The organism is Acinetobacter sp. 24-47-66, assembly GCF_056779755.1.
Window position 1 is genome coordinate 92,429 of sequence record NZ_JBWYIL010000005.1, and the last position, 13,202, is coordinate 105,630.

Consider the following 13,202-nt stretch of genomic DNA (forward strand, 5'->3'; position numbering starts at 1 on the left):
GTGTTAAACACAATCATTCAATTGATGCACTCAAACTTGTACTGTCTTGACGTTGGTATTTAGTTTTCAGTTGTTGGTAAATTTCTGAGTTTTGAAACGCTTGTAAAAATTGAATGGTTCCGTGGGGAAGTTCTTTTTCCATAATTTCCCCCCGATAGTATGCTTCGCGAAGTGGTGTTGCAGAAATTGCACCTTTTAAACTATCGAGTTCCAACATCTCCCATTCTGGGAAAAATTTGAGGTAATAGGATGAGTCATCTTTAAAGTGACCGATTAAGCCAACTTGATCATTTGGCTGTACTACACTCGCCACTAAAGATTTGACCAATTTTTGCCATTTTTCATCATTATAAACATCAATGACGTGTACAAATTTGATTCTTGCCTGTTGATCAGGAGAAAAGTTAGACAAAATCATCTGTTCACGTTCAATGGCTAAAAATGGATTTTTTATATTCCGCTCTAATTGAGCAGAACCAAGCGCTAAAATAACGTTCTGGCTATGCGTTAGCGCAATTTTAATGGTTTCCATATGTGCCAAATGAAAAGGCTGAAAACGTCCGATATAAACCAAATAATCAAATTTATAATTCATCGCCAAGTCACGTTTATGAACTGATCAGTTATGTCACTCTTCGCCAGAATACGACATAATAGATTTCATAAAATCTATATTAATTGAAAGCAAGGATAGTACGATGTCATTAAGTTGTATTCAACAACCTCATGAGCATTTAAATGCAAAATTAGAAGATGGTGTGCTGACCTTGGCGATTAATCGTCCTAAAGCCAAAAATGCATTATACGGCGAATTATACCTCTGGATCGCCAAAGCCCTTGATGAAGCAGACAAAGATCAAGCTGTTCGTGTGGTCATTTTACGTGGCGAAGATGCGGATTTCAGTGCTGGTAATGATATGCAAGACTTCATGAAATCTGCGGCGATGAAAGATCAAATTCGTCCAGAAGATGGTCCTCCTTTTGTGCTTTTAAAATCTGCTGCTAAATTTTCTAAACCCTTGATTGCTGCGGTACGTGGTGTCGCAATTGGTATTGGCGTAACGATCTTATTGCATTGTGACTTAGTTTATGCAGATAACACTGCTTTGTTCCAAATTCCATTTGTAAGCTTAGGTCTTTCACCTGAAGGCGCATCTAGTAAATTACTAGCACGTCAAGCAGGTCATGTGAAAGCAGCAGAACTTTTATTAACTGCTGATAAATTCGACAGTGAAAAAGCATTGGCTGCAAACTTGATCAACAGTATTGAATCTGACGTTTATGCAACTGCCGCTCAAAAAGCCACTCAACTGGCTTCACTACCACTTGCTTCTCTCGTGCAATCTAAAGCCTTAATGAAACATGATGTTAATGAGATCGTGTCCTGGATTGATCATGAAGCAGTAATCTTTATGGGGCGCGTCGGTTCTCCAGAAATGATGGAAGCTGTACAAGCTTTTATGCAAAAACGTAAACCTGATTTCACACAATTTAATTAAGCTAAAAGATCCGAGTCTCACGACTCGGTGAATACTCTCTATCTAAGGAATGGATCATGACGACTGAAAAAAAACGCTACTACGAACCTGCACCACAAGGCATTGATGTTGAAAATTTCAAAAAGGTCGTGACCAGTCGTCGATCTGTTCGGAAGTTTACAGGAAAACCTATACCGTCTGATATCCTCGATCAATGTTTAGATTTAGCACTCTTGGCCCCTAATTCATCTAACTTACAACCTTGGACTTTTTATGTTGTCCAAAATCCTGAAAAGAAACAAAAGATTGTAAAAGCGTGTCTAAATCAATGGGCTGCGCGCACAGCGGCTGAATTGATTGTCTGTGTCGCACGTACAGATCGAATTAATGAAATGGCAAAGCTGAATATTCAAGAATTTCCATTTCCTGAGATTCCTCCACTCGTCAAAAAATATTACACCTATATTCCACTGAATTATAAAACGGGTTACTTAAATGCAATTGGTAACTTTAAGAAAGTAACTTTCAAAGTAGCACGTACTTTTGACAAACAAATGCCTGTTACCGCTTTTACACCTGCGGATGCCAAACTTTGGGCAGCGAAGACAACAGCTTTAGCCTGCGAAAATCTTGTACTCGCGCTCAGAGCTTATGGATTCGACAGTTGTATGATGGAAGGTTTTGACGAACCTTTAGTATGTAAAACATTGGGGCTAAATGCTAAAGAGTTTCCAATTATGGTCATTGGTGCGGGAGAGCGTGCTGAAGATGGTGTGTTCTTCCCACAATATCGTTTCGATCGAGACTTATTTATTCAAAAAGTTTAAATGTAATATCACACATTTTTGATGACTTATTTTTCGTGTTGACACTTCAAACAATTGCTTACTGTTTGTAGTGTCAATTTTTTTCTTTTATCTCGATTTATATTTTTGATTGTATTTTTCCAAAAATGATTTTAAGCCAAAATATTAATTGAGAATAAGATGAAAATTAAACTTCCCTCAAGCATTGTTAAACATATAGATCATTTCAGCTCTAGTAAATGGTCAAGCTTTTGATGCAAACACTGCGATCCACACACCTCTCGGAAAATATACCTGTGTACACTACGGGATCATGATTCCCAATCTACCTGCCCCATTCAACTTCTTAAATATGATTGTGGTTGCAGGACAACCTCTCGTTAAAATATTCAGAAATTCTCATTTAATAAAAACTTCAGATTTAGATACCGCAAATCTATTAATTGGTACTGCTGCAACGCAGCCTAATTTATTTTCTGGATATAGTATACAGCATGAATGTTTACTGGCGACTAATGGTCAATATCTCAAATTCGGTAATGACTTAGTTATAGAGGTTAACTACCCAGACATTAAAGCAACTCGCCAAGGTCATGCTTTCAATTATGAAATTAAATTAAAAGCGACTGATAAAATCGCACATTTCGTTAAACTCGCCGGAAGCATGTATGAACATTGGTCACTGCTTTGTGAGTACCAAGGATATTTAGAAATCGATGGACAGAAAACTCAAGTTCAAGGTCTATGCACCTTCGAATATGCACGTGGTGTCAATATCAACATTCCCATTCGATTTTTTACTTATCAAATCTTAAATATTAATAACCACACTCAAGTCTTATTTGTGGACACTCATGGTCCAATGGGCTTAGTTTTGCAAAGTCGTGTTTATGTTCGTTCTGTAGATCATCATGGAGGAATATACGAACGAGGGCTTGAATCTGTGGTGCATGAATATGAGCCTGAACCTGTAACTACACCAAATGGCATTAAAATGCGTTTACCTCGAGTCTTTGAATGGCAAGTCAATGATGATCAAGGCAATCTTCTGATTTCTATTTATGGCAAGGCTAATGGCGACTTTAAATATGGTATGGCTGGCGGTTATGCAGGTAGTTACCAATATTCAGGTCAATTCAAAGGTCAGCATATTCAGGGTCGAGGTTATATTGAGTATATTGATCCTATAAGCAATTAAGCGCTTCAAAATAAACTTTCAATAATTAAGCCTCATGAGATGGGGCTTTGACATTTAAAGACATGTTCATTCATTCAAATTATTTCTAAACTCATTTCAACATTATAATTTCAGCATTTTAAACTGAGGATAGAGCATCCTTAGTTTTTCCAATGCATGACTTGAGTCTTGAATATCGGTATGAGCGCAAGAAAAAGTAAAATCAGAACTGATGCTGGTATTTTTCCAAGCATGGTATACGAGACACTGCAAAATATGGGCGTTGATGTGGATTTAATATTTTCGCAATTAAATGCGTTACAACATCCAATCGACTATCCTCAACGCGATTTAAGATATGACAATCGTGTTCAAAAAAAATTCTGGGAACTCACAGAAGTTATTACACAAAATTCCAATATTGGTTTAACTGTCGGTCACCATCTCCCCACTTTTCGTGGTCAACTTTTTGAATACATTTTTTTAAGTAGTGCAAATTTTGGCGATGCATTAAAAATAGCAATGAAATACTATCAATATTTCACTACAGGATTGGATATTGAACTTCACATAGAAGATGACACCGTTACCCTAAAAGGTTTTCATCACCCTGTCCGTCATTATTTAGAATGTACGATTACCATTGTTTTATCTTTTTTTGATTATATCAGTCAGGGAAAATTTCAAGCACAAGAAATTTGGCTCAGCTACGACAATACAGAATTTCAGGACTTATATCATGAGCTATGGCATTGCCCAGTTTATTTTAATCAGCCTTATGGTTGTATAAAATTCAAAGCAGAAATTCTAGAATATGCCTCTCCGTCTGCTCAGCCTGATTTATTTCTGTTACATCAAGCTATCATTGAGAAGCACATTGAACTTGTAGATAAACATGAACTAGTCATTCAAATTGAAGAGGCTTTAGGCGAACAACTAAAATTAAGACAATTCGCTCTAGAAGATATCGCAAGAATTCTTAAACTCTCCCCGCGTAAAATCCAAATTTCACTCAAAGATATTGGAACGAATTACGAGAATGTTCTAACGTCATTCAGACAAAAACTTGCTCGTCAGTTACTAGCGAAAACCGCACTCAAACATGATGAAATTGTCTATTTAACAGGGTTTTCAGAGCCATCAGCCTTTTCTCGAGCCTTCAAATATTGGACAGGAGAATCTCCATCCTCGTATCGTCAGCGCATACAAAATTCAACCGATCATGGGTCAATAGAAATAATGTGTAAGAATTCAAAAGCTGGTTCTTCATAAGGATGACTGGCTTTTAATGCACGTGCCACTTCTATGGCTTTATCTTCAGGCACAATAGTTTCTACACGCCATTCTTCAACTTGTTCAAGCTCTCCAACTTGACCTATAAAAGGTTGAGCCGCATTGACAGGTTTAAATTGACCTAAGCCCTTGACCTGCCAAGCGCATTGCTCATAATCACCAATTCCGCCTGCACCTGCTTCAAATACTGCCTGTTTCGTCAACTCTAGATGTGATTCTGGTACAAAATAGATCAGTTTAAGCATTAATGACCTCTTCCGCGCTTTTCCGCTCTGTTGTCATTTGCATAAGGGCTTCAGTAATCATTTTCAATGCAATATTGTTTGAATGACGATGATAATTCGCATATAGACCAAGCTGTGGTAATTGCTCATCTGTTTTAACAATTTTGATATTATGATTTAAAAACTTCAGGAGGTATTCGGGAGCAAAACTAAAGCCCATTCCCAAATTAATCAGATTGATATGCTGTAATACATTAGTCACCCACAGCATTTGATCATCCATCTTTTCGAAGGGAACTAAAACATTTAATTTGTCATAGAATATTGGTGAAGCATTTTGTTCACACATAATGACTGATGAATTTTTTAATTCTTGTAGTTTCAATGTCCGTTCTGAAGGATGAAGATTGTCTGCAGCCACCAAATAAATTTGTTCTGTCAAAATATGGATATCTTCATAATCTGAATGATCCATTTTGTATCGAGTAAAACATATATCAAGTTCAGCATTTCTAAGTTTTTGTATTTGCTCAGTACAAGTCAAACTGTGTAAATGAATTTTAAGATTAGGAATATTCTTTCTTAACTGCGCCAGAATGCTAGGCATCAGTTTCAGTTCAGCCACATTCAAAAATCCAATGTGAATCTGATTATTCTTTTGCTGAGCGACCTGTCTAGCTGCAGCTACAGCTTGCTTGGCATTGTCCAGCGTCAAAGCTGCGTATTTTAAAAATGCTTCCCCCTCATCAGTCAGTTTGACTTTACGAGTGGTCCGATCAAATAAAGTAACACCGACTTCGTGTTCAAGATCTTTAATTTGCTGACTGAGTGATGGTTGTGCGGTATAGAGCTTTTCGGCAGCTTTAGTAAAGCTTTGCTCTTGCGCAACAGTCATAAAATACCGTAAATGTCGTAATTCCATATCTCAATCAGCCCATCGTGCATAAGTGCACGTTCATTACTTTGAATTTTATATAGATCGATAGTTTATATGAATACGACTATAGATCACTGCACTTTTTTTCTAGACTGACTCAATTCAAAAACTCTCCCCATGTATTCAATTCATTTAGGAAAAAGCATGTCTCAACATTTTGACACTGATGTTCTTGTCATTGGTACTGGTCCTGCTGGTTCAACTCTGGGGCTTGCCCTTGCCAATTATGGCGTCAAAGTTCAATTGTTTACCCAGTTTAATTGGTTAGCCAACAGTCCTCGTGCACATATTACTAATCAACGTGCCATGGAAGTCCTCCGTGATTTAGGTATCGAAGAACAGGTGAAGGAAATCGCAACACCTTGGGAACACATGGGTGAAAGCCTGATCACAACCAGTTTAGTCGGCGAAGAAATTGCCCGTATCAGTGCTTGGGGCACAGGCGATGAACGTCATGGCGATTATATCAAAGGAAGTCCATGCCCTTTAGTAGATCTTATCCAACCTAAAATGGAAGCGCTACTCGTTAAAAATGCGGCTGAGCGAGGCGCTATTTTTAACTTCAATACTGAATATTTATCTCACGTACAAGATGAACACGGTGTGACTGCGACTTTCCTCAATCGGATAACCAATACCGAATTCAATTTACGCGCCAAATACTTGGTGGGAATGGATGGTGCACGTTCAAAAGTCGTTGAACAGCTTGGATTACCCCTTGAAGGCGTGATGGCACGGGCTGGTACAGTCTATGTAACCTTCAAGGCAGATTTGTCTAAATACGTTCAGCACCGTCCTGCGATTTTGCAATGGATTGTCAATCCTGAAGCCAGTTTTGGTGATTTAGGTATGGGGCTATTGCGTGCTATCACCCCATGGAATGAGTGGATTATGGGTTGGGGCTTCGATATTTCTAAAGGTGAGCCTCAAGTGACTGAAGAACAAGTTCGCGCACGCCTTGATGCCTTCGTTGGTGAGCATGTAGAAGATGTCGAAATTCAAAAATTGTCTTATTGGTACGTGAACCAAACATGGGCAACTGAATATTCGAAAGGTCGCGTGTTCTGTGGTGGCGATGCCGTACATCGTCATCCACCATCAAGTGGTTTAGGCTCAAATACCTGCATGCAGGATGCCTTTAACCTCGGTTGGAAACTTGCATATGCAGTTAAAGGTTGGTCTCAACCTACGCTTCTCGATTCTTATACCGTTGAACGTGCGCCTGTAGGTAAGCAAATTGTTGCACGTGCCAACCAATCACGATTTGATTATAAACACCTCAAAGAAGTTTTTGGTTTTGATCAAGGTGTAACAACCCAAAAGCAAATGCTGGAGCGTATTTTTGCTGAAAATGAACAAGGCGCTGAAATACGTACAAAACTCTACAATGCATTAGCAATTAAAAATTTTGAATTTAATGCTCAAGGTGTTGAACTGAATCAGCGTTATAGCTCAAATGCTGTCATCTCTGAATCAGAACCTGAAGTATTTAAACAAGATGATCAACTTTACCTACAAGCCACTACACGCCCTGGAGCAAAAGTACCGCATACTTGGCTCATCAATGCTAAAGGTCAAAAAGTTTCAACTCTAGATATTACGGGCAAAGGTCATTTTACCTTACTCACAGGCCTCTCAGGCAAAGGCTGGAAACAAGCTGCTGAAAAACTTAATCTTGGGTATTTAGATGTTATTCAAATCGGTTCAAGAGATTATCGTGATGTCTATGGTACATGGAATGCGAAGTCTGAAATTCATGAGTCTGGTGCTGTTTTAGTACGTCCAGATGGCTATGTTGCTTGGCGTTATCAAGACAGTACCAACGATGCTTTTGATTATGAAAGTACATTGAAAGCAGTTCTTAGACATGTGCAATTAATCGTTTAAAATTTTCAAAGACGATTTTGTTAAACATTATGCACATCAATTTTTATAAAAGCCGAGTTCTTCTCGGCTTTTATATGTATTTCTAATCGACTAACTTAATAAATTTCGGAGTACCAATTTTTACATTCTCAAATGCGACAATCCCTACAATTTTTTTCTTAGGATCAAGTGGCTCAGTTAACTCACGATCAATCAATCCAACTTTGTGTTCAGTACCTTTAGAGTCCACTAGCTTAATTTGATCAGAACGGATAGTAATCGGCTGATTGCCCTGATTTTCAAGAGTAAGCTGATAATAATATGTATTGTCTTTCGATAAGTTTGTATTTTCTGCAAGTATTCGTAAATTTTTATTTTGCATCATATTGCTAGCGATAATTTCATCACCAACCACGATATCTTGTGTCTTCTGTATGTCATTTTTTATTTCAACATTTTTTGACTTTTGATCACATGCTGTTAAGCCCAATACAGCAATCATTGTTATAAAAATAATATTTTTCATTGTATTCTCCTAAATAAAAACAAATTTAAGTTTATTATTTTTTAATTAAATTACTTTTACTGTTTTGTAAAAATTTACAATAAGCTTCATGTATTAATTGGCCAAGTTCAATAGCCTATTAATTTGTAAATGTGAAACCCATGATTTTGGTTAACTTTTTTAAAAGCTCCTATTCAACCTTTAAAGCTTATTCTATATATCATTAAACTTTTACATAAAGAATAAAAGAATTTTCAAGCATTTTTATATTACTGGATAGAAATTAGATATCCTGCGATTAAAAACAAAATTTGTAGACCTGCAATGAAGAAAAATAGCTTCCAACCTTTTTGACGTGACTCTACTTTATTGGTCATTACTAACGCTTTATTCATATCACCACCTCATTGATTAGTGTTACAACAGCAGCATTGTCATTCTTGGCATCTATGCATAGATGCATCTAAATTGTGCAATAAATAAACTTTTCTTTCACACTAATATAAAAGCAAAAAACAAACCAATTTTTAATTGTAATAAAAAACAAATCTACTCTTTCAGCCAACTCGAGCAATCCTCACTTACATATTCCGTCTTCTTTAAAACAACATTGATCTTTTGACTAGGAAAATCACTCAGTGCAATATTATCAACAGTTCCATAACCCGCTTTAGAAACGCACATCGACCAACTGTAATTTTGTATACCATGAATGATTAAATTCTCCATTTTCCATTCTTTTACACTTTTAAAAATAGCTATACCCTCGGCATCAGTTTGAATAAGAACAAACTTGAGGGGTACTTTAGCAGGATGCTGTTCCGTAATGAGTAGAACATCTGCACCTTCTACTCTTTTCCCATTTTCATCCACAATATGAGCATCAAAAGGTAAACGAATGGTTTTATAAACAGGATAGCAGCCTGATAGGACTACACTGATCAAACCTAAAAATATGCAATACTTCATTTTAATATGTTATCCACACCTAAATTTCAGTATATAAAAAAAGCCACCCTAAGGTGACTTTTAAAATCTTTTTACAGCTTAACCAATAAATTTACGAGCATTACGGAACATACGTAACCATGCACCATCTTGATCCCAATCTTCAGGTTTCCAAGAATGTTGAACCGCACGGAAGTTACGCTCTGGATGAGGCATCATAATCGTTGCACGACCATCAGTTGAAGTCACACCTGTAATTGCTTCAGGTGAGCCGTTCGGGTTCAATGGGTAATGTTGAGTTGGATTACCTTGGCTATCAACATAACGTAAAGTCACTTGATTACCCGCATTCAATGCAGCAATAGAGCTGTCCGCTGCAACAACGCGACCTTCACCATGCGCCACAGCAATTGGTAAAATCGAACCTTCCATACCTTCTAACAGTACAGATTTAGATTTTTCAACACGAACGTTTACAGCTCGCGCTTCAAACATTTCTGATACGTTACGATGGAAACGTGGCCAGTTTTCAGCACCTGGAATGAGTGGAGCCAATTGAGACAACATTTGGCAACCGTTACAGATACCGAGTGAGAATGTTTCTTGACGGTTAAAGAATTTCTCAAATTGATCACGAAGTTTAGGATTGAACAATACTGATTTCGCCCAACCACCACCAGCGCCTAAAACGTCACCGTAAGAGAAACCACCACATGCCACTAAACCTTCAAATTCATCAAGGCTTACACGACCAGCGAGTAGGTCACTCATATGGACATCAATCGTATTGAAACCAACTTTGTCGAATGCAGCTGCCATCTCCACATGACCATTTACACCCTGCTCACGCAAGATTGCCATATTCGGACGACGTGTATTGATATACGGTGCTTCAATTTCTTCATTCAAATCGAATGTCGCTTTTGCAATAAGACCTTTATGATCTTTATTCGCAATTAGACTATATTCTTGATCTGCAGTTTCCACGTTGTCACGTAAACGTTGAATCTGATGTGACACTTCAGTCCACGCTTGTTGCAGTTCAACACGATCTAGCGTTAAACCATTAATCGTTAGCGTATCAGTAGTATTCACTGTACCAACGACACTGATCGCATCTTTTAAGCTTGATGCTGAAACTTCAGTCTGTAGTGCATCCCAATCAGCTTTAGCAATTTGTAATACTGCACCAATTTCTTCAGCAAATAAGCTTGCTACAGATTGATCTTCTAATGCCACACCTAAGCGTGAAGCGAACATCATCTCTGCAACAGTTGCGATTAAACCACCATCACCGATGTCATGGTAAGCTTTAATTAAACCACGGTTATTCCAATCTTGTACCAATTCAAAGAATGCTTTGAAGTCATCGAAGCTATCTACATCTGGTGTAACCGAACCAATTGCTTTATACACTTGCGCAAGGATCGAACCACCTAGACGGAATTGACCTTTAGACAAATCAATACGTACAAGTACTGAATCTAAGTTTTTCAATTCTGGTGTTAATGTCTTACGCACATCAGTCACCGGTGCAAATGCTGTGATCACACCTGACATTGGAGAAGTTACAGACTTATCTTCACCTTCGTCATTCCAAGTCGTACGCATCGATAAAGAATCTTTACCTACAGGAATTGCGATGCCAAGCGCAGGACACATTTCCATACCGATGGCTTTTACACCTTCAAATAATGCTTGGTCTTCGCCTACTTGACCTGCTGCAGCCATCCAATTCGCAGACAATTTAATGTCGCTGATTTTCTCGATTTTTGCAGACATGATGTTGGTGATTGACTCAGCCACTGCTAAACGTGCAGATGCCGCAGGATTTAACAATGCTACAGGTGGACGTTCACCCATTGCCATTGCTTCGCCTGTGTAGCCCACTAAACTTGTTGTTGTTACCGCAGCATCTGCTACAGGCACTTGCCATGGACCAACCATTTGGTCACGTGCAACCATACCTGTAATTGAACGGTCACCAATGGTAATTAAGAATGATTTAGACGCAACTGTTGGGTTCTTAATCACACGGTAAATCGCATCTTTAAGATCAGTCACTTGTGCAGCATCAAAGTCATCACCGTGACGTTCGATACAGTCATACGCGCGGCTCATACGTGGCGTACCACCTAAGATCACTTGCATTGGTACATCAACTGGGTTGTTACCAAACAATGGATCTTCAACCGTTAAATGACGCGCTTCAGTCGCTTCACCTAATACGGCAAACGGACAACGTTCACGCGCACAGATTGATTCAAATAATTCTAATGAAGATGGACGGATCGCCAATACATAACGCTCTTGCGCTTCATTTGACCAAATTTCCATTGGCGCCATACCTGGCTCCAATGATGGTACTTTACGAAGATCAAGCTTTGCACCTAATTCGTGGTCATTTACCAGTTCAGGCATCGCATTTGAAATACCACCAGCACCTACGTCATGTACAGACACGATTGGGTTGTGGTCTTCCATACGCCAGCAAGTATCAATGACTTCTTGGCAACGGCGTTCCATTTCTGGGTTTTCACGTTGTACAGAAGCAAAGTCTAAGCTTTCGCCCATTGTACCGCTATCTACAGAAGAAGCAGCGCCACCACCAAGACCGATGAGCATTGCAGGACCACCAAGCACGATCAATAAATCGCCCGGTTGGATCGCATCTTTTTCAACGTGGTCAGGACGGATGTTACCGTAACCACCAGCAATCATAATTGGCTTATGGAAACCTTTTACATCACCATTTACATTTTGCTCAAATGTACGGAAGTAACCATTTAACGCAGGACGACCAAATTCGTTGTTAAATGCAGCACCACCCAATGGACCTTCAATCATAATTTGAAGTGGAGATGCCATACGAGATGGTTTACCGTAGTTTTCTTCCCATGGCTGTTCAAAGCCTGGAATATTCAAGTTAGATGTAGTGAAACCTGTTAAGCCTGCTTTTGGCTTACCACCACGACCTGTTGCACCTTCATCACGGATTTCACCGCCCGAACCTGTTGCCGCACCTGCAAATGGTGCAATCGCTGTAGGATGGTTGTGGGTTTCCACTTTCATTAAGATGTGGGCAGCTTGGCTCTTGTATTTATAAACATAATGACCATTTTCATCTTTTTTTGGATAAAAACGTTGCGTATCAAAACCAACAATCACTGAAGCATTGTCTTTATATGCTGACAATACATCTGTAGGTGATTCTTTGTAGGTATTTTTAATCATTTGGAACAATGACAATGGTTGGACTTCACCATCAATTGTCCATTCTGAACCAAAGATTTTATGACGACAATGCTCAGAGTTCGCTTGTGCAAACATCATGAGTTCAATGTCATGCGGATTGCGACCTAACTTGATAAATGCATCAGTTAAGTAATCAATTTCTTCATCCGATAAAGCAAAACCAAATTCAGAGTTTGCTTTTACGAGCGCTTCTTTACCTTGACCTAGAATATCAATCGAGTTCAGCGGTTTTGGCTCAGTTTCAGTGAATAAAGCAGCAGCATCGTCAATTTGATTGAAAACACTTTCTGTCATTCGGTCATGCAGAATTTGCTTAATTTCATTTGAAACGTCTTTTACACCCTTCAAAGTAAACAAAACACCGCGTTCAAGACGATGAACCGGTGTGTTGCAGTTCGCGAAAATATCGGTCGCTTTTGAAGACCACGGCGAAATTGTGCCTACGCGTGGAGTGACTAAGATTTGAATCTCATCTGTGGCTGCTTGGCGTAATTCAAATGACGCACCATCATTTAGAAGCTGTAAAGCGGATTGCTGTTGTTGCTCGTTGAGCGCTTGGTCGAATAAATAAACCCATTGACTTTCTATTGATTGAACCGAACTAATTGACTGTAAACGAGTTAATAGTTGCGTTTGCTTAAAAGAAGAGTGTGCTGGTGCACCGGCCACGATAAACATGCTGATTTTGGCTCCACGGGATGGTCTTTTGAACC

The 13,202-nt window shown here is 38.8% G+C and carries 12 protein-coding genes; 5 read left to right on the forward strand and 7 right to left on the reverse strand.

Features of this window, described 5'->3' with window-relative positions; all coding sequences use genetic code 11:
- Positions 1-13 precede the first annotated feature (13 nt).
- On the reverse strand, positions 14-595 hold the full coding sequence (locus AC1M84_RS06765; RefSeq protein ID WP_481594692.1) for a nicotinate-nicotinamide nucleotide adenylyltransferase: 582 nt from the start codon (positions 593-595) through the stop codon (positions 14-16).
- A 103-nt stretch (positions 596-698) separates the two neighbouring features.
- Between AC1M84_RS06765 and AC1M84_RS06770 the strand changes: the two genes are divergently transcribed.
- The 4 genes from AC1M84_RS06770 to AC1M84_RS06785 all read left to right on the forward strand — a co-directional run bounded on the left by AC1M84_RS06770 (position 699) and on the right by AC1M84_RS06785 (position 4,733).
- A complete protein-coding gene (locus AC1M84_RS06770) occupies positions 699-1,499 on the forward strand; it encodes an enoyl-CoA hydratase-related protein (protein WP_481593461.1) in 801 nt (266 codons plus the stop codon).
- A 56-nt stretch (positions 1,500-1,555) separates the two neighbouring features.
- Positions 1,556-2,305, forward strand: coding sequence for a nitroreductase family protein (locus AC1M84_RS06775; RefSeq protein WP_092767080.1), 750 nt, complete (start codon positions 1,556-1,558; stop codon positions 2,303-2,305).
- 292 nt (positions 2,306-2,597) lie between these two features.
- Complete coding sequence (locus tag AC1M84_RS06780; protein ID WP_481594693.1) at positions 2,598-3,482, forward strand: DUF6670 family protein; 885 nt, start codon at positions 2,598-2,600, stop codon at positions 3,480-3,482.
- 180 nt (positions 3,483-3,662) lie between these two features.
- Complete coding sequence (locus tag AC1M84_RS06785) at positions 3,663-4,733, forward strand: helix-turn-helix domain-containing protein (protein WP_481594694.1); 1,071 nt, start codon at positions 3,663-3,665, stop codon at positions 4,731-4,733.
- Here the strand turns inward: AC1M84_RS06785 and AC1M84_RS06790 are convergent.
- The gene (locus AC1M84_RS06790) at positions 4,682-4,999 is read right to left on the reverse strand and encodes an NGG1p interacting factor NIF3 (protein ID WP_481594695.1); all 318 of its coding nucleotides are present in this window, start codon (positions 4,997-4,999) and stop codon (positions 4,682-4,684) included. The two genes, AC1M84_RS06785 and AC1M84_RS06790, sit on opposite strands and share 52 nt — an antisense overlap.
- Positions 4,992-5,900: a LysR family transcriptional regulator gene (locus AC1M84_RS06795; protein WP_481594696.1), complete on the reverse strand. Its 909-nt coding sequence runs from the start codon at positions 5,898-5,900 to the stop codon at positions 4,992-4,994. Before AC1M84_RS06795 ends, AC1M84_RS06790 begins: the two co-directional genes overlap by 8 nt.
- A 159-nt stretch (positions 5,901-6,059) precedes the next feature.
- Here AC1M84_RS06795 and AC1M84_RS06800 point away from each other — a divergent pair, with 159 nt between their 5' ends.
- Positions 6,060-7,802: an FAD-dependent oxidoreductase gene (locus AC1M84_RS06800; protein ID WP_481594697.1), complete on the forward strand. Its 1,743-nt coding sequence runs from the start codon at positions 6,060-6,062 to the stop codon at positions 7,800-7,802.
- An 82-nt stretch (positions 7,803-7,884) separates the two neighbouring features.
- Here AC1M84_RS06800 and AC1M84_RS06805 read toward each other — a convergent pair whose 3' ends face one another.
- From AC1M84_RS06805 to purL, 4 genes are all read right to left on the reverse strand, one after another.
- On the reverse strand, positions 7,885-8,307 hold the full coding sequence (locus AC1M84_RS06805; RefSeq protein ID WP_481594698.1) for a hypothetical protein: 423 nt from the start codon (positions 8,305-8,307) through the stop codon (positions 7,885-7,887).
- A 248-nt stretch (positions 8,308-8,555) separates the two neighbouring features.
- Positions 8,556-8,681 carry a KGW motif small protein gene (locus AC1M84_RS06810; RefSeq protein WP_481594699.1) on the reverse strand — a complete coding sequence of 42 codons (126 nt, stop codon included), beginning with the start codon at positions 8,679-8,681 and terminating at the stop codon, positions 8,556-8,558.
- A 154-nt stretch (positions 8,682-8,835) separates the two neighbouring features.
- The gene (locus AC1M84_RS06815) at positions 8,836-9,255 is read right to left on the reverse strand and encodes a hypothetical protein (RefSeq protein WP_481594700.1); all 420 of its coding nucleotides are present in this window, start codon (positions 9,253-9,255) and stop codon (positions 8,836-8,838) included.
- Positions 9,256-9,333: 78 nt separating this feature from the next.
- Complete coding sequence (gene purL / locus AC1M84_RS06820) at positions 9,334-13,167, reverse strand: phosphoribosylformylglycinamidine synthase (protein WP_481594701.1); 3,834 nt, start codon at positions 13,165-13,167, stop codon at positions 9,334-9,336.
- Between the last annotated feature and the right edge of the window lie 35 nt (positions 13,168-13,202).